The sequence below is a fragment of the Dactylosporangium sp. NPDC051087 genome (genome assembly GCF_055586325.1).
In genome coordinates, this window is record NZ_JBVJIJ010000015.1 from 64503 (window position 1) to 86554 (window position 22052).

Genomic DNA, 22052 nt, shown 5'->3' on the forward strand with positions numbered 1-22052 from the left:
CAACGGAATCCGCGCAGTACGGTGAGAGCCGATGGACAGGATCTGGGACCGGTGACCGCTGCCATGGCCGTCGAGGCTTGCGATGTCGTCGCCGCCGGGCCGGAGCCGCTGGGCCGGCTCGCCTGCCTCGCCCTGCGTGAGGAGGCGCTGCTGACCCCGAAGCCCGGCCTCGTCGACCGGCGCGGCGGCGGCGCGCACCGCGACATGAACCTGCCGATGCTCCTGGCGTCCGCCGAGGTGCTCGCCGCGCCGGTCGCCGCGTGCGCCGCCGCGGCCGTGGCGCTGCCGCTCGGCCCGGAGCTGCGCGCCGAGCTCGGCGTGATCGGCCGGGACGGCGAGCGGCGGATGCTCGACACGACGGGCGGCGTCAACACCCACCGCGGCGCGCTCTGGGCGCTCGGCCTCCTCGCGGCGGGGCTCGCCGCCACCGGCACGATCGCCGGGGCATCCGGGTTCGCGGCGCGGCTCGCCGCGATCGACGACCCGGCCGCGAGCCCGGCGGCGCAGGACGGTGCGCCCGGCGCCGCGGCCGGTCGGCGGCCGCCGTCACACGGCGAGGACGCCCGGCGGCGGTTCGGGGCGGAAGGGGCGACCGGCGAGGCCCGCCGGGGCTTCCCGCACGCGGTCCGGGTGGCGTTGCCGGCGCTGTGGGCGGCCCGCTCGGCGGGACTCGACGAGGCGACCGCCCGCCGCGACGCACTCCTCGCCTGCGTGTGCCGGCTCGAGGACACGTGCCTGCTGCACCGGGGCGGACCGGAAGGCCTGCGGGCGGTGCGGGCCGGCGCCGCGGCGGTGCTGTCCGCCGGCGGGACCGGGACCGGCGCCGGCGCGACCGCCCTCGACCGGCTCGACCGGCACTGCCGGCTGGAAGGACTGTCCCCCGGCGGCAGCGGCGACGCGCTGGCGGCCGCGCTGTTCGTCGACGCGGCATGGCACCACCGAGAGAAAGGGCGACACTGACGTGCGGACCCCGCATTGCACGTTTCCGGCGACGGCACCTGCCGGCCGCACCGACGCCGCGCGGCGGGGGGAGGCGCGATGACCGCCCGCACGCACGACCTGCTGCGGCTCGCCGGCCCCGCCGCCGTGGTCCCCGCCGCCGCGCCGCCGTGGGTCGCCGAGGCGCTCGAAGCCGTGCCGTGGGTGGTCGTCCGCCGTGGCGCCGCCCCGAACGGGCACCTGCCCGTCGGGGTGCGCGGGCCGGGACGGCATCAGCGGCACGCCGCGTGGGTCCGTGCGGCGGACGTGCGCCGCGTCGTCCGGCCGGAGCAGCTGCGGCCCGACGACGACCCGGGACGGGACCGGACGCCCGCCCTCACCGCGCTCCGCGCGATCCGCCCGGTCCTCGACGCGTCCGCCCCCGGCCGGCCTCCCGTCGCCGACACCGAACTCGACCTCGCCGCAACCGGACTCGACCTGAGCGCCACCGACACCGGAGTCGACCTGAGCGCCGCCGACACCGGGCTCGGCTGGGGGCCGACCGGCAGCGCCGGGTTCGAGCTCGCCACCGGCCATCCCGCCACGACCGACACCAGCGACCTCGACGTCATCGTCCGCCTCGGCACCATCCCGACCGCGGCGTGGGCCGCCGAGCTGCGCGGCCGGCTGCCCGTCGGTGTCGACTGCCTGATCGAGACCCCGGCCGGGGGCGTCGCGCTGGCCGAGCTCGCCGCCGGTCCGGCCACGGTGGCGTTGCGCACCGGCGACGGTCCCCGCCTGGTGCGAGCGCCTTGAGCGGCAGGCCGTAGGGCGCCCGGCGCCCCGGGCATGCTGCGGCACCTGGCACCGGCTCCGCCATGGCTCCCCGCCCGCAGGAGGTACGTGATGAAGACCCTCGCTTCGCTCGCGACGCTGATGGCCGTGCTGAGCCTCGGCCTGTCCGTCGGCCCGGCCGCCGCGCCGGCACCCGTGCGGGCGTGCGCCGCGAAACCCGTCGTCGTGCTCGTCCACGGCGCCTGGGCCGGCACGTCCAGCTGGACCGGGGTGCTCGAACGGCTCCAGCAGCACGGGTACCAGGTGCGCGCGTACGCCAACCCGTTGCGCGGCCTCACCGGCGACGCCGCGGACCTGGCCGCGTTCCTCAAGACCCTCGACGGCCCGATCGTGCTGGTCGGGCACTCCTACGGCGGGTCGGTCATCACCAACGCCGCCGCGAACGACCCCGACGTCAAGCAGCTGGTCTACGTCGACGCCGCCGCGCCCGCCGTCGGCGAGAACACCGGCCAGCTCAGCGGCAAGGCCTCCGCGCTCGGCGCGGACCCGGCGACGCTCTACGACCAGGTGCCGGCCGGCACCGACCCCGAGCTCTACCTGAAGAAGAGCGTGTTCCTCAACTCGTTCGGACCCGACCTTCCGGCGCCCGTCGCCGGCACCCTGTGGGCGGGGCAGCGGCCCGCGGCGAAGAGCGCCTTCACCACCCCGTCGAAGGCGGCGGCGTGGCAGAGGATCCCGTCGTGGTACGTCATCGGCACCGCCGACCGGATCATCACGCCGGAGTCGCAGCGGACGATGGCCGCCCGTGCCCACGCCAAGGTCCTCGACGTGCCGGGCGGCTCGCACCTGACGCTCGTCTCGCGGCCGCAGCCCGTGGCCGATCACATCCTGGCCGCCGCGGAAGCCACCTGCCCGCCGTCGTGACCCACCGGCGGGCGGTGCACCGCGTTCACCCGCCGGTGTGGTGGCAGGCCGCGCGGTGCGCGCCGCCGGCCGGCGCGGGCTCGGTCGTCTCGCAGACCGGGCGCAGCGACGCCTCCAGGGTGGCGTAGAGCGGGCAGCGGGACCGGAACCGGCAGCCGGTGTGCCGCTCGTCCGCCGCGGGCGGGTCGCCGGGCAGCAGGATCGGCTCGCGCCCGCGCTCGGCGACCGGGTCCGGCACCGGCACGGCGGACAGCAGCGCCCGCGTGTAGGGGTGCAGCGGCCGGCCGAGCACGTCGCCGACGGGACCCGTCTCGACGGTGCGGCCGAGGTACATGACGCTGACGACGTCCGCGATCCGGGCGACGACGGCCAGGTCGTGGGTGACGAACAGGTAGGCGAGGCCGAGGTCGGCCTGCAGCGCGGCGAGCAGGTCCAGGATCGCGGCCTGCACGGTCACGTCGAGGGACGACACCGGTTCGTCGAGGACGAGCAGGTCCGGCGCGACGCTGATCGCGCGGGCGATCGCGACCCGCTGCCGCTGCCCGCCGGAGAACTCGTGCGGGAAGCGCCGGGCGACCGCCGGGTCGAGGCCGACGAGGCGCAGCACCTCCGTGACCCGGGCGCGGGCCCTGGCGGGCGCGACCCCCTGGGCGAGCATCGGCTCGGCGATGACGTCGCCGACGGGCAGCCGCGGGTCGAGGCTGGCGAACGGGTCCTGGAACACCAGCTGCATCCTGGCGCGCAGCGCGGACCGGTCCGCGGCGGTGAGCCCGCCGTCGACGGTGCGGCCGAACAGCTCGATCGTGCCGCCCTCGGGTGGTCGCAGGCCGAGGATCTCCAGGAGGGTGGTGGACTTGCCGCTGCCCGACTCGCCGACGAGCGCGTGCGTCTGCCCGGGGTGGACGGTGAGGTCGACGCCGTCGACGGCGTGGACGCTGCCGACCCGGCGGCGGAAGACCCGTCCCCTGTGCACGCCGAAGGTGCGGCGCAGTCCTTCGACCCGCAGCACCGGCGTCCCCCGCGGTGGCCGTCGTGGTGTGGACGCGGCGTCGAGCCGGGGTTGCGCGTCGAGGAGGCCGCGGGTGTACGGGTCACCCGGCCGCTCGTACAGCTGCCGCACCGGTGCCTGCTCGACGATTCGGCCGTCGCGCATCACCGCGACCGTGTCCGCGATCCCTGCGACCACGCCCAGGTCGTGGCTGACGAGGACGAGCGCGGCGCCGGTGGCCTCGCGCACGTCGCGCAGGACCCGCAGGATCTGCGCCTGGACGGTCACGTCGAGGGCGGTCGTCGGCTCGTCGGCGAGGATGAGGTCGGGGTCGTTCGCGATCGCCATCGCGATCATCACCCGCTGCCGCATGCCGCCGGACAGCTCGTCAGGAAACGACCGGGCGCGCAGCTGCGGCGAGGGGATGCCGACGAGGCGCAGCAGCTCGACGGCGCGGCGCCGGGCGAAGGCACGGGACACGTCGCGGTGCGCGGTGATCGCCTCGGCGAGCTGGTCACCGACCCGGTAGACGGGGGTGAGCGCGGACAGCGAGTCCTGGAAGACGACCGAGGCGACGTTGCCGCGCAGCCGGCGCAGCGTCTTCGGCGCGGCGCCGACGACCTGCGTGCCGTCGAGCACGACGCTGCCGGAGACCGTGGCCGCCGCGGGGAGCAGGCCGAGCGCGGCGAGGACGGTGACGGACTTGCCCGAGCCCGACTCGCCGACGACGCCGAGCACCTGTCCACGGTGGACGGTGAGGTCGACGCCGTCGACGGCGGGCGCGTCCCCGAAGCTGACCCGCAGGTCGCGGATCGTCAGGACGGCGTCGTCGTCCGATGTGGACGGTGCCGGCGCGGGGCGGGACTGCGACTGGCGGGGCGGGCGGGGCGGGCGGGACCGTGGGTCGACGGCGTCGCGCAGGCCGTCGCCGACCAGGTTCACGGCGAGGACGAACACGACGAGCAGCCCCGCCGGGTAGAAGAACATCCACGGGTAGGTGACGGCGGACGCGGTACCGGCGGCGATGAGCGTGCCGAGGGACACGTCCGGCGGCTGGACGCCGAACCCGAAATAGGACAGGGACGTCTCGGTCATGACGGCCGCGCCGACGGCCAGGGTGGCGTCGATGATGAGGAACGACGCGGTGCTCGGCAGGACGTGCCGCACGATGACGCGCGGCGCGGACACGCCCATGAAGCGGGCCGCCCGCACGAACTCGAGCTCCTTCAGCGAGATCGTCAGCGACCGTACGACCCGGGCGGACACCATCCACCCGAAGACGGCGAGCAGCCCGACGAACGCGACCCAGCCGCCGGAGCGCAGCCGCGGCGACACGACGGCGATGATGAGGAAGGACGGGAAGACCAGCAGGAGGTCGACGACGAGGACGAGGCCGCGCTCGGTCCAGCCGCCGACGTAGCCCGCGACCGCGCCGACGGCGGCCGCGAGGGCGGTCGACACGACGGCGACGGCGAGCCCGATGAGCAGCGACTTCTGCAGCCCGCGGACGGTCTGCGCGTACACGTCCTGGCCGATGCCGTTGGTGCCCCACCAGTGCGCCGCCGACGGTCCGGTGCGCAGCGCGGTGTAGTCGATGTCGTCGTAGGACCAGTGCGTCAGGTACGGCCCGGCGAACGCGAGCACGAACAGCAGCAACACCACCGCGGCGCCGGCGAGCGCGGTCCGGTCGCGGCGGAACCGGGCGGCGACCACCCGCAGCCGGGTCGGCGGCGCCTGCCCCGCCTCGTCGACGAGCTCGGCGGCCAGGGCGTCAGCCACGGCGGCCGCCCAGGCGGACGCGCGGGTCGAGGACGGCGTGCAGCACGTCGGCGAGCAGCCCCGCGAACAGGACGGTGACGGCGGCGAACAGGTTGACCGCGACGACCGCGTTGACGTCGTTGTTGTTGACCGAGTCGATGAACCACTCCCCCATCCCGTGCCAGCCGAAGATCTTCTCGGTGAACGTGGCGCCGGTCAGTACCCCGAGGAACCCGAACGAGAAGAACGTCGACATCGGGATCAGCGCGGTGCGCAGCCCGTGCTTCACGAGCGCGGCCCGGCGGGACAGCCCTTTGGCCTCGGCGGTGCGCAGGTAGTCGGCGCCGAGCACGTCGAGCATGGCGCTGCGCTGGTACCGGCTGTAGGTGGCGAGCGCGACCAGCCCGATCGACAGCGTCGGCAGCAGCAGGTGCACGGCCCGGTCCGCGAGCAGCGTGAGCGTCGAGCCGGTCAGGCCGGGCGTCGACTCGCCGGTGAACGCGATGAGCTGCCGCCCGCTCGCCTGGTCCAGCGCGAGGGCGGCGATCTTCAGCAGCAGCGCGACGAGGAACGTCGGCATGGCCAGCAGCAGGAACGCGACCAGCGTGAACGCGCGGTCGGGCAGCCGGTACTGCCGCACGGCGGTCCACGCGCCGGCGGCGACCCCCGCGCCGATGCCGAGGACCGTGCCGATCACGAGCAGCCGCAGGCTCACCCCGATCCGGCGGCCGAACTCGGCGTTGACCGACGTGCCGGTGATGCTGACGCCGAGGGCGCCTTCGACCTCACGTACTTCCGGCAGGTCGACAACATCTACCCGTCGCTGCTGTTCCCGGTGTACCGCGGCGACGGCGAGCAGAACTACGGCAAGGTCGGCGCGCCGGAGATCGACAAGCTGCTCGACCAGGCGGGCGCGGAGACCGACCGGCGCAAGGCGGTCGACCTGCTCAACCAGGCCGACGTGCTGCTGTGGAAGGCCGGGCACTCGGTGCCGCTGTTCCAGACGCCGCAGATCTCCGTGGTGCGGCCCGGGCTGGCCAACTTCGGCGCCTTCGGCCTGCGCGGCGACCGCCAGTACGTGGACGTCGGCTGGACCTCGTAGACCCTACTGCAGGCCGCCGCGGACGGCGGTGATCCGTTGGGTGTTGAAGCCGAGCCAGTGCATGCGGCCCACGTACCGGGCGTGCTCGACCTTCAGGCACCTGTCCATGATCACGGTCAGTCCGCCGTCCACGGCGATCTGCGCGCCCTCGGCGTTGATCACGCCGAACTGGGTCCACAGCGTCCTCGCCCCGATCGCGACCGCGTCCCGGGCGATGCCCGGCAGCGCGTCCGGCGCGCGGAACACGTTGACGATGTCCACCGGCAACGGCACGTCGGTCAGGCTCGGGTAGCTCGTCTCGCCCAGGATCCGCGGCTCACGCGGGTTGACCGGGATGACGGTGTAGCCGTGCCGCTTGAGGTAGTAGCCGACGAAGTGGCTGGCCCGCAGTTCGTTGCCGGACAGCCCGACGATCGCGATGGTCTTCGCGCCGTGCAGCACGCGCTGGATCGTCAGCGGGTCCTGGTACTGCTCCATCAGCTGCCTGCCTTGACGTTGGCGAATCCCTGCTCGAGGTCCCAGATCAGGTCCTCGACCGACTCGGTGCCGACCGACAGCCGCACGGTGCCCGGCGCGACCCCCGCCGCGGCCAGCTCGGCGTCGCTGAGCTGGCGGTGCGTGGTGCTCGCCGGGTGGATGATGAGGCTCTTCGCGTCGCCGACGTTGGCCAGGTGCGACCACAGCTGCACGCCGCGGATCAGGTCCTGCCCGCCCTCGCGGCCGCCGGCGCACTCGAAGGAGAACACCGCGCCCGCGCCGAGCGGCAGGTACTTGTCCACCAGCGGACGGTATCGGCTGCCCGGCAGCCCCGGGTAGGTGACGTTGGTGGCGAGCTCGTGCGACTCCAGGAACCGCGCGACCCGCAGCGCGTTGGCGACGTGCCGGTCCATCCGCAGCGACAGCGTCTCCAGGCCCTGCAGGAACAGGAACGCGTTGAACGGCGACAGCGCCGCGCCGAGGTCGCGCAGTGTCTCCGCGCGGAGCTTCATCAGATACCCGTACGTGCCGAACGTCTCGTGGAACTGCAGCCCGTGATAGGCCGGCGACGGGTCCGCGATCACCGGGAAGCGCCCGTTGGACCAGTTGAACGTGCCGGCCTCCACGACGACGCCGCCGATGCTGGTGCCGTGCCCGCCGATGAACTTCGTCGCCGAGTGGATGACGATGTCGGCGCCCCACTCGATCGGGCGGCACAGGTAGGGCGTGGCGAACGTGTTGTCGACGATCAGCGGCAGGTCGTGCTCGTGCGCGATCCGGGCCAGGGTCTCGATGTCCAGGACGTTGCCGGACGGGTTGCCGATCGTCTCGCCGAAGAACGCCTTCGTGTTGTCGCGGACGGCATTCGCCCACGCGTCGGTGTCGTCCGGGTCGACCCAGGTCACCTCGACGCTCATCTTGCGCAGCAGGTGCTTGAACTGGTTCACGGTGCCGCCGTACAACGCCGACGACGACACCACGTGGTCGCCCGGCTGCAGGAGGGTGAACAGCGCCGCCGCCTGTGCCGCGATCCCGCTGGCGAACGCGACCGCGCCGCTGCCGCCCTCGAGGTTGCCGATCCGCTCCTCGAACACCGCGACGGTCGGGTTCATGATGCGGCTGTACGTGTTGCCGTACTCCTGCAGGTTGAAGTACGCGGCGGCGGACTCGGGGTCCTCGAAGACGTAGCTGGTCGTCTGGAAGATCGGCACGGCCCGCGCGCCCGTGTTGGGGTCGGGTCGCTGCCCGGCGTGCAGCTGCCGGGTCTCGAAGCCGAACTCGCGGGCCTCCTCGGCCCGGATGGGCGTGTCGCTCACGGTGCCTCTTCCAGGTTCAGAAATGCGCGGATCAGGGGCGTCTGCCGGGCTTCCTCCAGCAGGAAGCAGTCGTGCCCGTACGGCGCGTCGATGACGTGCAGCTCGGTGGCCTTGCCGGCCGCCAGCAACGCGTCGTGGATCTCGTGCGACGCCTCCGGCGGGTACAGCCAGTCGGAGGTGAAGGCGATCAGCTGTACCTTCGCCCGGACGCCTTCCAGCGCCTGCCGCAGCGACCCGTCGCCGTGCTGGCGGGCCAGGTCGAAGTAGGTCAGGGCGCGCGACGTGTACAGGTAGGTGTTGGCGTCGAACCGGCGCACGAACGTCTCGGCCTGGTGCCGCAGGTAGCTCTCCACCTGGAACTCGGCGTCGGTGATCGTGTAGCGGATGTCGTCGGACGACTGCAGCCGCCGGCCGAACTTGTCGCCCATCGACGCCGCCGACAGGTAGGTGACGTGCCCGACCATCCGGGCCACGCCCATCCCGGCGTCGGGTCGCCGGCCGGTGCCGTAGTAGTGGCCGTCCTGCCAGTCGGGGTCCCGCATGATCGAGTCGCGGGCGATCGCATTCCACGACAGGCCCTGCGGGTGCAGCGCGTGCGTGCTGGCGATCACCACGATCGCGTCGACCTGGTCCGGATACGACACCGCCCACTGCAGGGCCTGCATCCCGCCGAGCGAGCCACCGGCGACGGCGGCCAGACGCTCGATGCCGAGCACGTCGAGCAGCGCCCGCTCGGTCCGTACCATGTCAGCGACGGTGATCACGGGGAAGTCCGCGCCATACGGCCGGCCGGTCGCGGGGTCGGGCGACGACGGGCCGGTGGTGCCGCCGCAGCCGCCGAGCAGGTTGGTCGACACCACGAAGTAACGGTCCGTGTCGAACGCCTTGCCCGGCCCGATCATTCCGTCCCACCAGCCGAGACCCTTGCCGGCGGAGCCGTCACGGTCCTCGGCGCCGAACCCGTCGCGGGTGCTCTCCCCCGGCTTCGCCGACCGGCCGGCCGCATGCGCGTCGCCGCTGAGCGCGTGGCAGACGAGGATCACGTTGTCCCGGGCGTCGGACAGCCGGCCGTAAGTCTCATATGCGACACGGACCAGCAGCTCCCGGCCGCAGTCGAGCGGGACCGGCGACGGCAGGTCGGCGTACTGTGTCTCGACGACGCCGACCGAGCCGGCCGCGCGGGTCGAGGCTGAACTCATGATGGCGATCATAGCCGTCGCCAGGAAGCCGATGTACTGTCAACCATCCCGATGGGGATTATGGCTGTTTGCTGTTTGAGAGGGGCGTCACCTTCATGACCACGGTTGAGAACGGCGTCAACGTGCAGGCGCTGCTCGAGGCGCGCACCGCGCTGCAGAGCGCACCGGAGGCCGCGCAGTTCACCTGGCGCGCCACGTCCAAGTGGGACCACGGCGTGCACAGCACCACGCGCGTCCAGCAGTTCTACGGCCTCGGCCAGGAGCAGAGCCACAAGACCGAGTCGGTGTTCGACGCCGACCACCCGGCCGTCTTCGCCGCCGAGGACAACGGCATCACCCCGATCGAATACCTGCTCGTCGGCCTCGCCGGCTGCCTCACCGCCGGGGTGGCGTCCGTCGCGCAGAACCGCGGCATCCAGCTGCGCTCCGTCGACGCGGTCGTCGAGGGCAAGCACGACATCCGCGGCATCCTCGGCGCCGACGCCGACGTCCGCAACGGCTTCAACGACATCAAGGTGACCTTCACCATCGACGCCGACGCGTCGAAGGCGGACATCGAGGCGCTCGTCGCCCAGTCGCAGAAGCGCTCCGCGGTCTTCGACGCGCTCACCAACCCCACCGACGTCACGGTCGAAGTGGCCTGACTTGGACGTCACCACCGTCGTCATCGGCGCCGGGCACGCCGGCCTCGCCGCGAGCCACTTCCTGAGCGCGCGGTCGATCGACCACGTCGTGCTGGAGCGCGGTGAGGTCGCCAACTCGTGGCGCCGCGAGCGGTGGGACTCCCTGCGGCTGCTCACCCCCAACTGGCAGTCCCGCCTGCCCGGGCACCGCTACGAGGGAGATGACCCCGACGGGTACATGACGATGGGCGAAGTGGTCGAGTTCATCGAACGCTTCGCCGCCGTCACCGCCGCACCCGTCCGCACGTCGTGCGCCGTGACCTCGGTCCGGCGGGTCGACGAGGGTTATCTGGTTTCCACCAGCGACGGGCCATTCCGGTGCCGGACCGTGGTGATCGCCAGCGGCGCCTGCAACCGGCCGGTGGTGCCCGCGTTCGCCTCGGCGCTGCCGTCGTCCGTCGAGCAGTTCACGCCGTTCGACTACCGGGATCCGGCGAAGCTGCCCGAGGGCGGCGTCCTGGTCGTCGGGGCGTCGGCGACCGGCGTGCAGCTCGCCGCCGAGCTGCAGCGGTCCGGGCGGCCGGTGACGCTGTCCGTCGGGGAGCACACGCGGTTGCCCCGCACGTACCGGGACAAGGACATCCTCTGGTGGATGGAGACGTCCGGCATCTGGGACCAGCGCTACGACGAGATCGACGACCTCACCCGCGCGCGGCGGCTGCCTGCGCCGCAGCTGGCCGGGACGCCGTCGACGCTCGACCTCAACACGCTCAGCGACCTCGGCGTGCAGCTGGTCGGCCGGTGGGCCGCGGTCCGCGACGGCCGGGCGCTGTTCTCCGGCGGGCTGCGCAACGTGTTCGCGCTCGCCGACCTGAAGCTGCAGCGCCTCCTGGAGACCTTCGACGGGGGTTCCCCGGTCACCCCGACGCGGGTCCCGGCCTCCTCGCGGCTGCAGCTCGACCTCTCCTCCGGCGAGATCCGCAGCGTCGTCTGGGCGACCGGGTTCCGGCCGGTGTACGACTGGCTCGACGTGCCCGTCGTCTCGGCCAAAGGACACCTGGAGCACGACGGCGGCGTCCTCGCCAGCCCGGGCCTGTACGCACTGGGCCTGCCGGTGCTGCGCCGCCGCAAGTCGACGTTCATCCACGGCATCGAGGACGACGCCCGCGACATCGTCGACCACCTGGCCGGTTATCTCGCCGGTTGACATCCGCCCGGGTTGTGATCGGATAAGGGCAGCATCGCGTGCCGGTGACGGTCTGCGTCAGGCATGGAGGTGCGGGACCGAAGGGCCGCCATCTCCGTGGCAACCCAGCACAGCGACCGGGCGGTCGCGCTCAGCCGGCAGCTCGCCCAGGCACATCAGGACCTGCGCCGGCAGCTCACCACTCTCAAGTCCGACCTCGGCCGCCGCCGCCCCGACGACGCCGGCGCGCTCACGACCCACTGCCTCGCCTTCTGCGCCGCGGTGACCAGGCACCACGAGGGCGAGGACACCGGCATGTTCGCCGAGCTGCTGCGGCTGCGCCCCGACCTCGAGGGCACGATCGCCAAGCTCGTCGAGGACCACGGGATGATCTCCTGGATCCTGTCCCGCGTCACCGACCTCGCCGCGTCCGCCTCCGGCGCGCGGGGCGAGGCCCTCGACGCGATCAGCGCCGAGCTCGACGGGCTCGCCGCGATCATCGAGTCGCACTTCGCGTTCGAGGAACGCGCGATCAGCGCCGCCCTCGACACCGGTGTCCCCTCCGCCGGCTGGTCCGCCCAGGTCTTCGGCCGTTGACAGCCGCCGGAAGGCCGCGGGTACCGTGACCGTCATGGATCTTGGCGCGGGGGCGCGGTACAAGGCTGGCCGCAAGGTCATGCTGTGGTGGTATGCCGCATATGTGGTGGCGCTGATCGCGCTGGTGGCGTGGTATTTCAGCAACCTGTCATATCCGGAGTTCGTCACGCCGTGCCGGGGCAACGCCATGGAGTGCGGCGGCTCCGACGGGCCGCTGGCCGTGGTGATCGTCCTGGTCAGCACGGTGCTGCTGGCCACGTGCCTGGTCGTGTCGTGGGTCGTGCTGCGGCTCACCTCGGGGTGGACGTGGCCCGCCGCCGTCACGGGCACGGTCGCGGCGGTCGTCGGCCCGCTGCTGATCGTGCTGCTCGGCTATCTGCACATGGCGATCTGACCTGCGTCATTGTTCGAAAAGAAAGGTGAGGTCCTGCCAGTACTGGCGCGAGCGCGCGACGTACGCCGGCCAGGACCCGTGGACCGTCTCGGCCCGCGGGTCGGCGCCCTCGGCGAGCAGGCGGCGCATCAGGCCGGGCGGACCGCCGTTCATCACCGCGAGGTAGAGCGGCGTCCGGCCGATCCGGTCCCGGGCGTCGACCGGCACGCCCGCGGCGAGGAGGACGGGCAGGACCCGCTCGAAGTCGACCCACATCGTCAGGTGCAGCAGCGACCAGCCGTTGGCGTCGCGCATGTGGGGGTCGATCACGCCGCGGTCGAGGCCGTCGAGCAGCCAGTCGGTGTCGCCGTGCTGCATGCGGTGCTTGACCAGCCGGCACTGCCCGGCCAGCTCGTGCGGCAGGCGGCCGGCGCCGGTGGTCCACGTCTCCTGCACCGCGTAGCAGCCGGAGCTGGTGCCGCCGAGAGACCGCAGCGCCCGCTCGCGCAGCTGCTCCTCCTCGTCGTGGTCGGGCAGGCTCAATCGGCCGCCGGTGACGCCGACCTTGTGCCAGACGCCCTGGCAGCGGACCTGGGTCTGCCGGCCCGGCGGGTGCCGCACGGTCTGTTTCGCGGCCTGGCCGTGATCGGCCATCGATCCTGGGAACAGGGCCTGGTGGACGAGGGGGTGCAGGGCGTCGGCGTGCTGCGGGTCGGCCGCGATGAGGGCGAGGTCCGGCGGGACGGACCCGGTCAGGATCCGCGTCTGGACCTCCAGGTATTCGCTGACGTCCAGCGCCTCCGCGGTCATCGTGTGGACACTCAGGGTCAGCGACGCGCCGTACAGGGTCGCGACCTGGTCCACGCCGAACGCGGCCGCGGCGGCCCGGGCCTCCTCCGCGACCCCGGCCGGGAGCGTCGGCGGCGCCGAAGGCCGTTGCAGCGCCTCGGTCTCGACCCCGGACACGTCGATGCCGCAGGCCTTCCAGGCACCGACCAGGTCGCCCTCGACCAGGAGCCGCCAGGTCCTTTCCGTGGCGGCGGCCTCGTCGCCGCCGACGCCGAAGCGCTCCGGATCCAGGAACGGCATCCGGTGCGCGGAGCCGCCCCACGCCGCCCGGACACCTGCGGACTCCCGGACGTCCCAGGTGTGGCGGGGCGCGACATACCAGCGCTCGTGCTCCAGCTCGTCCAGGGTGGCGACGGTCAGCCGCAGGCGCTGCGGACCGGTCGGCGACTTCGGCAGGCGTACCTTCAGCAGCGGCGCCCTGTCCGCACCGGCCCTGGGCGCGAGGACGGCGCTCACCATCGGCTGCAGCGTGCTCATCCCGCCGCGGTGCCGCGGCAGGTGCCACCGCAGCAGGTCCAGGCTCAGGTGCCGCAGGTCGTCCTCCAGCGCGGCGACCGCCGCGGCGTCGAACCTGGCCGGGTCGTAGCTGACGTCGACGTCGCACCGCGCGAGGGCGGCGGCGCCGCGCCAGTCACCGGCGGCCCGCAGCACGGCCGCCGCGTCGACATCGGAGCGGGGCGGCGACTCGGCCCGGATCCGGCGCCACTGCGGCAGGTCAGGACGCACTCCACCCTCCGTCCCCACGGGATGAGCGGCAGGCCGACCGGATTCGAACCGGCGTCTTCCATCTTCGCAAGGTGGTGTGACGACCTCTGCACTACGACCTGCCGCCCGCGAGCGTAGTCCACGGGCGGTCCCGGAAAAATGTCGTACCCGGCGGCTACCTTCTCGGGCATGACGAACACCGTGCAGTCGCTGAGCTATCTGGCCCCGTCGGCGCTCCTCGACGACGGGCTGCGGCTGCAGACCGCCGGTGGTGTGGCGCAGCGCGCCGCCACCGCCAATCCACGGTTCTTCACCGGGTTCCTGACCACGCCCGCCGCGGCGGCGGCCGGGCTGCTCGCGGTGGCCGAGGTGGCCCGCACCCGGTATTTCCAGCCGCTGAGCCCGGCGAGCCTGGACCCGGTCGTCACCGGCAGCCGCGACAGGCTGCGGTTCGAGTCGTTCTCCGGCTGCTGCGGCGTCTATGCCCGCCTCGACGTGCTGCCCGCCGGCCTCGACGGTGACATCGTCGACCACGGCACCACCAACGTCGACGTCAACACGCCGCTGCGGCAGGCGTTGCAGCGGCTCGTCGGCGCCGACCCGCTGCACGTCAGCGTCGGCCCCGACGACCTGACGGTGTCCACGATGGAGGGTGCCGTCGTGGAGAAGAAGGTGCCACTGCCGTCCCGCTGGCTGCGCGGGTTCGCCGAGGTGCAGGTGATCGCGTCCGCGTTCGACCCGCGGGCGGAGCTGTCCGCGGCCGACGCGACCGCGTTCCTGCGCCGGCTGCCGGCCGGCGGCGACCGCTCGGTGCTGTGGGCGGTCCCGGCCGGGCGGTCGCTGCGGCTCACGTCCCGCCCGGTGCCCGGCGCGGTGTGCCTGCCCGGCCCGGGCCGGCTCGCAGCACTGCGGCCGGTCCTGCGCTTCGCCAAGCACCTGCGGGTCTATGGCCCGCCCGTCACCGCCGGCAGCGGCCCGGTGTCGAGCACGTGGGAGCTGGACACCGGCGAGCTGCGCCTGTCGCTGACCCTGTCCCCGCAGCCGAGCCGCGGCTTCTCCGGCGAGGGCGCCGTCCTCGCCGCGCTCGCCGGCGACGACGTCACCGACGACGCCGAGCTGATCGGCACGCTGCTCGCCTGGGACCCGACCGTCGACGTCGACGCCCTCGCCGAGCAGGCCGCGATGCCGGCGGCCCGGGTCCGGGCGGCGCTCACCCAGCTCGGCACCGCCGGGCAGGTCGGTTTCGACGTGTCCGAGGCCGCCTATTTCCACCGGGTCCTGCCCTATGACGCGCAGCGCGCCGAGCGGCACAACCCGCGGCTGGTCGGCGCCCGGGCACTCCTGGAGACCGGCGCCGTGACGCTCGACGAGACCGGGGCGACCGTGCGCAGCGGCGACGAGGTCTATCGGGTCCGTGCCGCGGACGGCGCCCTGCACTGCACGTGCCCGTGGTGGGCGAAGTATCGCGGCGGCCGCGGCCCGTGCAAGCACGCCCTCGCCACCGACCTGGCCCGCGCCGCCGCCCCGGCGGTGGCCCGGTGAGCCTGTTCGGCCCGCGCCGCTCCGGCCCGATCGACTGGCCGGCCCTGCAGAGCATGCTGCAGAAGGGCAGCTTCGCCGCCACCGTCGACGCGCTGCGCGACCTCGACGAGCCGCAGCGGGCGGAGCTCGGCAAGGAGCTCGCCGCGCTGCGCCGCGACGCCGGCACCTGGTTCAACGAGCAGCAGGCCACCGCATATGCGGTCGCCGCCGTCGGGTGCGCCTCGACCGCGGCGAAGGCCGTCACCGTGATCACCCGGCACGGCTGGCCGTGGTCGTCGATCCGCACCCAGCCCGTGCTGCGCGCCGCCGCCGACCGCGGCGTGCCCTGGCTCGGTGAGCTCGCCACCCGCATGGCCGACAAGCTGCCGCGCGACGCGGGGCTCTTCCCGTGGCGCTTCGCCTCCGACCTGCTCCTGGCCGCCGGGGTGCCGGCGCCGACCGGCGACCGGTTCGTCGACGGATGGCTGCTGTCGGTGCAGGCGTCGCGGCGGGACAAGGCGGTGCTCGACGCGATGCGGGACAGCCCGTTCACCGACACGCTGCTGCCGGTGGCGTTCGAGCGCGACGGGATCGCCGCCCTCGGCGGCGCGTATGACCAGGCGACCGGGAAGTGGCAGACCTCGCCGGACATCCTGCTGGCCGTCGCCGCGCTCACCGTGGAGGGCCGGTTCCCCCGCGCCGACGCCCTCGACCGCTGCCTGGACGCCCTGCTCGGCAGCCGCCCCACCGCGGTCCTGCATGCGTTCGTCCGCTTCCACGACGCGCTCGCACCGACCGATTCCGAGATCGCCGAGCGCGCCACCATCTACCTGAAGCTCCTCACCGACGCCGCCGGATCGGTGGCGACGATGGCGCAGAAGGTGCTGAAGACCGCCGACACTGCCGGCACCCTGGAGCTGGAGTCGCTGCTCGACGCGTCCCGCACCGTCCTCACCCGCAGCGAGAAGGGGCTCGTCAAGGCCCAGCTGATCTGGCTGGAGAAGCTCGCGAAGCGGGTCCCGGCCCGCGCCGCCGAGATCGCCGAGGTCGTCGCCGTCGCCACCGACCACCCCGACGTGCAGTCCCGCGACCGGGCGGCGGCGTTCCTCGCCAAGCACGGCACACCCGAGTCCTCCGCCGGCGTGCAGGTGTCCACTCCGGTGCCCGACCTGCTGACCGCCGTCGCGGTCGCCGACATGCCCGACCCGATCGCGTCGCCCGACGAGCTGGCGGAGGAGATCGCCGTCCTCGACCAGTCCGACTGGGAGACGGTGCCGTTCGAGCGGGTCCTCGCCGCGCTCGTCCGCATGCACGCCGCCGACCCCGTCGGGCTGCGCGCCGCGATCGCCCCGGTGATGCAGCGCACCGGCAACCGCATCGGCAACACCTGGTGGGCGGGCGACACGCACCGGCACGCGGGCTCGCTGCTCACCGCCGCCCTCAACAAGGCCGCGGGCCTGCCGTTCCTCCTCGACGGCGCGACCCGCGTGCTGCGCGGCACACCCGCCGACGCGAAGCTCGGCAATTCCTATGCGAAGCTGCACGGCGTCCTGATGCTCCGCATCGCCGAGATCGTCGTGCGCCTGTCGACCGAGCCGGTCCCCGCCCTCGTCGCGACCCCCACCCAGGTCAACGGGCTGCTCGACCCGGCCGCCCTGGTCGAGCGCCTCGCCCGCGCCGAGCGGGAAGGCTGGCAGCCCTGGAAGCGCGACCTGCGCCAGGCGCTGTATCGCCTGCCCGCCGACGTCGACCCCGCCACCCTGCGGCAGGCCCGCACCCTGCGGTCCGAAGCGGGCCTGACCCTGGTCGACTGGCTCGAGGCCGGCGGGGTCGGCACCCCCGACGTCCGCGTGGTCCGCGTCCACCGCCAGCGTTCCGAGCGCGGCCGCTACCTCGACTGGCTCCCCGAGTCCCGCTTCTACGCCGCCTCGACCCCCGCCCGGTCCGGCCTCGACCCCTATTGGCTGACCGAGCTCACCCCACCCGCGGTCGTCAACGCCGACCACGAGTCGCGCAGCTGGGCCGCCCTGTGGCCGGCGGTGCTGCCGACGCAGCGGGAGGTCGTCGCCGCGTGCCTGCTGCCGCTCATCGCCGGCTCCGCCGACCTCGACAGCAGCCGCGGCGACGCCCGCCTCCTGCCGCTGCTCGCCGAGGTCACCGGACCGGTCGGGCCCGCGACCCTCACCGCCGTCGCGTATGGCCTGGCCGCCTCCCAGCCCGACGAACGCATCGCCGCCCTCGACGCGCTGATGGCCCTCGCCGCCCTGCCACCGGCACCAGCTCCCGCTCACCCCAGCGTCTCGGTCAGCCCGGCTCACACCAGCATCTCGGTTGGCATTGCGCACACGAGCGTCCCGGTTGGCACCGCTCAGACCGGTGTCTCGGTCAGCCCCGCTCAGACCGGTGTCTCGGTCAGCACCGCTCACACCGGCGTGTCGGTTGGCACGGCTGGCGCCGGTGTCCCGGTCAGTTCCGGTTCCGCCGTCTCCGGCGTCGGCGACTCCCCCACCGCTCTGGACGTCGCCGCTCTGGACGTCGCCGGCTTGACCACCCCGGCGTGTGCTGTTGCGTCCCACGGCGGCCTCGGCGCTCCAGACGAGGGCAGCGCTCCAGACGAGAGCGGGGCTTCCGACGAGGGCGGGGCCGGTGGCTTTGACGGTCGGGCACTCGGTGCTCAGCTCGCCCGCATGGTCAGCACGAAGCTGATCGTGCTGAGCCGCGTCGTCACGCAGCTCGAGGACGCGGCTCGGATCGCCCCGGCGTTGACCTGGCAGGTGGCGGCGGGTGCGCTCGGTGGGCTGCTACCGGCAGAACACGCCAAATCCGCGGCCGGGCCCGCGACCACCCCTGCCGGGCCCGCGACCACCCCTGCCGGGCCCGCGACCACCCCGGCCGGTCCTATGAGCACGCTCGCCGGTCCCATGACCCGCGTCGCCGCCCGGATTGCCAGGGCCGCGGCGGGCGGGGGCCTTTCCGGGGGTGTCTCCGGGGGTTCGGCGGGCGCGGCGAAGGACGGCACCGACGGTAAGGCGCACGTCACGCCCCGGGGTCTTCCTGACCTGTTGACGCTCGCCTCGACCGCGGCGGCGGCGTCCGGGTCGCGGGGTGAGGTGCCGGGCCTGGCCGAGCTGGCCGCGAGGAAGGGCTCGACCCGGCTCGTCGTCGAAGCGAAGCGTCTGCGCCGGACCCTGGACCCTGGCTGACCTCCACCCCAGCGGGCGCCCGCGCCGGGACCTGGCGCGGCTCATGGGCCCCTGTCAGCGCGGGGTTCAGGGTCCGGCGCGGACGTCCGGAAATGTCTTGCGCCGGCACCGGTGCCCTCGTGCCACCGGTGCCGGCCTGGTCATTTCATCGTGCCGGACGCGGCAGCGCAGCTCCAGGACGTTGACCGGCACTTCATCGGAACTTGTCGTGCCGAGGGCGTAGCGTTGCCTGCAGCAACACGGGTGTGAGGGGCGGCGATGGTCGAGGTCGATGGCTCCAAGGCGTTCGGTGCGCTCGTGCGCGCCCACCGGCGGCGGCTCGGCCTCACGCAGGAGGAGCTGGCCACGAAGGCGGGGCTGAGCACCCGCAGCATCGTCAAGCTGGAGAGCGGCCGGGTCGCGGTGCCGCGCCCGCCGACGGTGCGGCTGCTCGCTCTGGTGTTCGGGCTCACCGGTGCCGACGCCGACGAGTTCCACCGGTGCGCGGCCGGGGTGACCACCGGGAGCACCGGGAGCACCCGCGCGGCCGGGCGGGTGCCGGCGCAGCTGCCGCCGGACGTGTCCACGTTCACGGGGCGTCAAGCCCAGCTGGCGGAGCTCGACGCGATGGCCGCGGCCGCCGCGGACCAGCCGACCGCGGTGTTCGTCGCCGTCGTCACCGGGCCGGCGGGGGTCGGCAAGACGGCGCTCGCCGTCCGCTGGGCGCATCACGTCCGGGACCGGTTCCCCGACGGGCAGCTGCACGTCAACCTCCGCGGTTATGACCCTGCCCGGCCGATGACGGCCGATGACGTGCTCGCCCGGTTCCTGACCGCGCTCGGCGTGCCCGCGGAGGACGTGCCGGTCGACGTCGACGACCGGGCGGCCCGCTTCCGCACCGAGCTGGCCGACCGCCGGGTGCTGGTCCTGCTGGACAACGCGGCGTCGACCGAGCAGGTCCGGCCGCTGCTGCCCGGCACGGCGTCCAGCACCCTCCTGGTCACGAGCCGCGACACGCTTCCCGGCCTCGTCGCCGTCGACGGCGCCCAGCGGGTCGAGGTCGACCTGCTGTCGCCCGGCGACGCGCACGCCCTGCTGCGGCGGCTGATCGGGCCGCGGGCCAGGTCGGCGCCCACCGCCGTCGCCACCCTCGCCGAGCAGTGCGCGCGGCTGCCGCTGGCGTTGCGGGTCGCCGCCGAGCTCATCGCGGCTCGGCCCGACACGGCACTGGACGACCTCGTCGACGAGCTGCGCGACCAGCGGCGGCGCCTCGCCGCGCTCGCCGCGGGCGAGGACCCCAGGGCGTCGGTGCCGGCAGTGCTGTCGTGGTCGATCCAGCACCTGCCGCCGGACGCCGCGCGCACGTTCTGCCTGCTGGGCCTGCACCCGGGTCCGGACGTCGACGCGCACGCGGTCGCGAGCCTGACCGGCGACAGCCCGGTGCAGGCCCGCGGGACGCTGGAGCTGCTCGCCCGTGCGCACCTGGTGCACCGCACCGGTCCCGGCCGGTTCGGCATGCACGACCTGCTGCGGGCATATGCGGCCGAGCGCGTCGAGCGACCGGCGACCGGCCCCCGGGAGCGCATGTTCGACTACTACCGCGCGACCGCCGCGGCCGCCAGGGACGCGCTGTTCCCCGCCGACCACCGTCCCGTGCCGGCCGCCGCGACGCCGTCGCCGGACCTGACCGACCGCGCCGCGGCCGGTGCCTGGCTCGACGCCGAGCGGGCCGCGTTGCTCGCGGTCGTCGCCGAGACGGCCACCGGCGGCTGGCCGGAGCACGCGGTGCACCTGTCGTGGATCCTGTTGCGGTTTCTCGCGGCGGGGCAGCCGTCCGACGCGGTCGCCGTCCACGGCCACGCCCTCGACGCGGCCCTGGCCATCGCCGACCCGGTCGCCGAGGCCGAGACCCGCACCGCGCTCGGCGCTGCGCTGCTGCGGCACGGCAGCACCACGCCCGCCGCCGCGCACCTGGAGCGGGCGGCGGCGTTGTTCGCGGAGCTCGGCGACCCGGCCGGCGAGGCCCGCGCCACCGTCAACCACGGCCTCCTCGACGCCGGTCTCAGCCGCCTCGCCCCCGCCGCCGGCCGCCTCGAGCACGCACTGCGACTGTTCCGGCAGCTCGGCGACCGCACCGGCGAGGCCCGCACGCTCAACGCGCTCGGGCTGGTCGAGGAGCGGATGGGCGCCTACGGTCCCGCCGAGGAGCACCAGCGGCAGGCGCTGCTGGCCTTCGAGGAGCTCGGCAGCCCGCTGGGCGTGGCCGCCGCCCTGACCGACCTGGGCATCGTCGCGCACCGGCTGGGCAGGACGGACGAGGCCGCCGAGCATCACCGGCAGGCCCTGGCGCTGTTCCTCGACGGCCGCGACCGGCTCGGCGAGGCGTGGGCGCGCAACGGTCTCGGCGAGGCGGCGCTGACGCTCGGCGACCCGGCGGCCGCCCTCGCCCACCACACCGCCGCCCTCGCCGCCGCGACCATCGTCGACGCCCGCGACCAGCAGGCCCGCGCTCACCTCGGCCTCGGCGACACCCACGAGGCCATGCACGACCCCGCCCGCGCCCGAGCCCACCACGACCAGGCGGTCGCCTTGTTCACCGACCTCGGCATGCCCGAGGCCGACACCCTCCGCGCCCGCCTCAACCCCCGCCCGCCCGGCGGCTGACAGGAGGGTGCCTGCCTGGCCCGCCGCCGCAGACCTGAAGCAGACCCGGACCAGTCCACGCCTCGCCCGCCCCGGCATGACGTCCGCAGCCACGGCATGACGTCCGCAGCCACGGCATGAGGTCCGCAGCCGCGGCATCACGACGATGCAGACGGTCGGCAGCCGGTCACATGTCGACGCCTCGGTTGTCACAGCCGGTCAGGAATGAACGCTCGGCTCGCCGCAACAGGCCGGTGCAGGTCTCACACCCCGCCCGCCGCAGCAGGGCACTCGTCACCGAGGCCGACGCGGGCCGACGCGGCCGACGCGGGCCGACGCGGGCCGACGCGGGCCGACGCGGCCGACGCGGGCCGACGCGGGCCGACGCGGGCCGACGCGGCCGACGCGGGCCGACGCGGCCGACGCGGGCCGACGCGGCCGACGCGGGCCGACGCGCCGGTGGCGGGTGCCGGTCCGGACGCGCCGCGGGGTGCCGCAGTTCCCCGTACGACGGCGGTGATCAGGCACGACGCTCAGCGAGGAGTTCGACGATGGCGTCAGGCAGCGGGCCACCAAGAAGAGCGCGCCGGGGTTGACGCCGCGGTCGTGGCACGGGATGCCCGCGTACGCCAAGGACGACAGGAACGGCAAGGTCGTGTGCTTCCTGCCGCCTGCGGCGAAGTTCAGGGCGCGAGCTGACCGCCGAAGACGAGGCGAGGATCGGCGCGCTCGTGGCCAGGGCGGCGCGGTAGGGCCGGGCGGCGACCACTGTGGTGGCCGCCGCCCCGGGCGGCACGTCGTTCCCCCGTTGGTGCCCTTGAACGCGTGAACCACGGAGATCGTGTCGTGCGGGACTTGCCGGGCGCTGTCAGTGCGATACCCGTACCGAACCCGTA

General features: G+C 74.1%; 17 protein-coding genes and 1 tRNA gene. 11 read left to right on the forward strand and 7 right to left on the reverse strand.

Going from position 1 to position 22052, the window contains the following annotated elements:
* The first annotated feature begins 51 nt into the window (after positions 1-51).
* From ACZ6TV_RS27670 to ACZ6TV_RS27680, 3 genes are all read left to right on the forward strand, one after another.
* Positions 52-960, forward strand: coding sequence for a triphosphoribosyl-dephospho-CoA synthase (locus ACZ6TV_RS27670; RefSeq protein ID WP_465300192.1), 909 nt, complete (start codon positions 52-54; stop codon positions 958-960).
* 78 nt (positions 961-1038) lie between these two features.
* Complete coding sequence (locus ACZ6TV_RS27675) at positions 1039-1734, forward strand: phosphoribosyl-dephospho-CoA transferase MdcG domain-containing protein (protein ID WP_465300193.1); 696 nt, start codon at positions 1039-1041, stop codon at positions 1732-1734.
* A gap of 90 nt (positions 1735-1824) precedes the next feature.
* Entirely contained in the window at positions 1825-2637 is an 813-nt protein-coding gene (locus ACZ6TV_RS27680) for an alpha/beta fold hydrolase (protein WP_465300194.1), read from the forward strand.
* A 25-nt stretch (positions 2638-2662) separates the two neighbouring features.
* Here the strand turns inward: ACZ6TV_RS27680 and ACZ6TV_RS27685 are convergent, their stop codons facing one another.
* Complete coding sequence (locus ACZ6TV_RS27685) at positions 2663-5404, reverse strand: dipeptide ABC transporter ATP-binding protein (RefSeq protein ID WP_465300195.1); 2742 nt, start codon at positions 5402-5404, stop codon at positions 2663-2665.
* On the reverse strand, positions 5397-6098 hold the full coding sequence (locus ACZ6TV_RS27690) for an ABC transporter permease (RefSeq protein ID WP_465300196.1): 702 nt from the start codon (positions 6096-6098) through the stop codon (positions 5397-5399). Before ACZ6TV_RS27690 ends, ACZ6TV_RS27685 begins: the two co-directional genes overlap by 8 nt.
* Positions 6099-6218: 120 nt before the next feature.
* Here ACZ6TV_RS27690 and ACZ6TV_RS27695 point away from each other — a divergent pair, with 120 nt between their 5' ends.
* Positions 6219-6485, forward strand: coding sequence for a hypothetical protein (locus ACZ6TV_RS27695; protein ID WP_465300197.1), 267 nt, complete (start codon positions 6219-6221; stop codon positions 6483-6485).
* Positions 6486-6488: 3 nt separating this feature from the next.
* Here the strand turns inward: ACZ6TV_RS27695 and ACZ6TV_RS27700 are convergent, their stop codons facing one another.
* Genes ACZ6TV_RS27700 through metX form a run of 3 tightly spaced genes read right to left on the reverse strand, consistent with a single transcriptional unit; the run spans position 6489 to position 9477 of the window.
* On the reverse strand, positions 6489-6962 hold the full coding sequence (locus ACZ6TV_RS27700) for a CoA-binding protein (RefSeq protein ID WP_465300198.1): 474 nt from the start codon (positions 6960-6962) through the stop codon (positions 6489-6491).
* A complete protein-coding gene (locus tag ACZ6TV_RS27705; protein WP_465300199.1) occupies positions 6962-8278 on the reverse strand; it encodes an O-acetylhomoserine aminocarboxypropyltransferase/cysteine synthase family protein in 1317 nt (438 codons plus the stop codon). The genes ACZ6TV_RS27700 and ACZ6TV_RS27705 overlap by 1 nt, the downstream gene beginning before the upstream one ends.
* The gene (gene metX, locus ACZ6TV_RS27710) at positions 8275-9477 is read right to left on the reverse strand and encodes a homoserine O-acetyltransferase MetX (RefSeq protein ID WP_465300200.1); all 1203 of its coding nucleotides are present in this window, start codon (positions 9475-9477) and stop codon (positions 8275-8277) included. Before metX ends, ACZ6TV_RS27705 begins: the two co-directional genes overlap by 4 nt.
* Before the next feature lie 95 nt (positions 9478-9572).
* On the opposite strand from metX, the gene ACZ6TV_RS27715 reads away from it, so the two are divergent.
* The 4 genes from ACZ6TV_RS27715 (at position 9573) to ACZ6TV_RS27730 (ending at position 12277) form a co-directional block, all read left to right on the forward strand.
* Entirely contained in the window at positions 9573-10121 is a 549-nt protein-coding gene (locus tag ACZ6TV_RS27715; RefSeq protein ID WP_465300201.1) for an OsmC family protein, read from the forward strand.
* A gap of 1 nt (position 10122) precedes the next feature.
* Positions 10123-11307 carry an NAD(P)-binding domain-containing protein gene (locus tag ACZ6TV_RS27720; RefSeq protein WP_465300202.1) on the forward strand — a complete coding sequence of 395 codons (1185 nt, stop codon included), beginning with the start codon at positions 10123-10125 and terminating at the stop codon, positions 11305-11307.
* A 96-nt stretch (positions 11308-11403) separates the two neighbouring features.
* Positions 11404-11883 (forward strand): hemerythrin domain-containing protein, encoded by a 480-nt coding sequence (locus ACZ6TV_RS27725; RefSeq protein WP_465300203.1) that lies wholly within the window; start codon positions 11404-11406, stop codon positions 11881-11883.
* A gap of 34 nt (positions 11884-11917) precedes the next feature.
* Positions 11918-12277, forward strand: coding sequence for a hypothetical protein (locus ACZ6TV_RS27730; RefSeq protein ID WP_465300204.1), 360 nt, complete (start codon positions 11918-11920; stop codon positions 12275-12277).
* A 6-nt stretch (positions 12278-12283) separates the two neighbouring features.
* On the opposite strand, the gene ACZ6TV_RS27735 is transcribed toward ACZ6TV_RS27730, so the two are convergent.
* Positions 12284-13831 (reverse strand): ankyrin repeat domain-containing protein, encoded by a 1548-nt coding sequence (locus tag ACZ6TV_RS27735; protein ID WP_465300205.1) that lies wholly within the window; start codon positions 13829-13831, stop codon positions 12284-12286.
* A 27-nt stretch (positions 13832-13858) separates the two neighbouring features.
* Positions 13859-13933, reverse strand: a tRNA-Arg gene (locus ACZ6TV_RS27740).
* A gap of 66 nt (positions 13934-13999) precedes the next feature.
* On the opposite strand from ACZ6TV_RS27740, the gene ACZ6TV_RS27745 reads away from it, so the two are divergent.
* The 3 genes from ACZ6TV_RS27745 to ACZ6TV_RS27755 all read left to right on the forward strand — a co-directional run bounded on the left by ACZ6TV_RS27745 (position 14000) and on the right by ACZ6TV_RS27755 (position 21177).
* Positions 14000-15352, forward strand: a complete 1353-nt coding sequence (locus ACZ6TV_RS27745) for a DprA-like winged helix domain-containing protein (protein WP_465300206.1) — start codon at positions 14000-14002, stop codon at positions 15350-15352.
* Positions 15349-18534 (forward strand): hypothetical protein, encoded by a 3186-nt coding sequence (locus ACZ6TV_RS27750; RefSeq protein ID WP_465300207.1) that lies wholly within the window; start codon positions 15349-15351, stop codon positions 18532-18534. Before ACZ6TV_RS27745 ends, ACZ6TV_RS27750 begins: the two co-directional genes overlap by 4 nt.
* A 258-nt stretch (positions 18535-18792) precedes the next feature.
* Complete coding sequence (locus tag ACZ6TV_RS27755) at positions 18793-21177, forward strand: ATP-binding protein (RefSeq protein WP_465300208.1); 2385 nt, start codon at positions 18793-18795, stop codon at positions 21175-21177.
* Positions 21178-22052: the final 875 nt, after the last annotated feature.

What these genes read in the sequence shown, in the direction of transcription:
- ACZ6TV_RS27675 (WP_465300193.1), top strand. Translation starts at nt 1,039, where the DNA reads ATGACCGCCCGCACGCACGACCTGCTGCGGCTCGCCGGCCCCGCCGCC.
- ACZ6TV_RS27680 (WP_465300194.1), top strand. Translation starts at nt 1,825, where the DNA reads ATGAAGACCCTCGCTTCGCTCGCGACGCTGATGGCCGTGCTGAGCCTC.
- ACZ6TV_RS27700 (WP_465300198.1), bottom strand. Translation starts at nt 6,962, where the DNA reads ATGGAGCAGTACCAGGACCCGCTGACGATCCAGCGCGTGCTGCACGGC.
- metX (WP_465300200.1), bottom strand. Translation starts at nt 9,477, where the DNA reads ATGAGTTCAGCCTCGACCCGCGCGGCCGGCTCGGTCGGCGTCGTCGAG.
- ACZ6TV_RS27715 (WP_465300201.1), top strand. Translation starts at nt 9,573, where the DNA reads ATGACCACGGTTGAGAACGGCGTCAACGTGCAGGCGCTGCTCGAGGCG.
- ACZ6TV_RS27730 (WP_465300204.1), top strand. Translation starts at nt 11,918, where the DNA reads ATGGATCTTGGCGCGGGGGCGCGGTACAAGGCTGGCCGCAAGGTCATG.
- ACZ6TV_RS27745 (WP_465300206.1), top strand. Translation starts at nt 14,000, where the DNA reads ATGACGAACACCGTGCAGTCGCTGAGCTATCTGGCCCCGTCGGCGCTC.
- ACZ6TV_RS27755 (WP_465300208.1), top strand. Translation starts at nt 18,793, where the DNA reads ATGGTCGAGGTCGATGGCTCCAAGGCGTTCGGTGCGCTCGTGCGCGCC.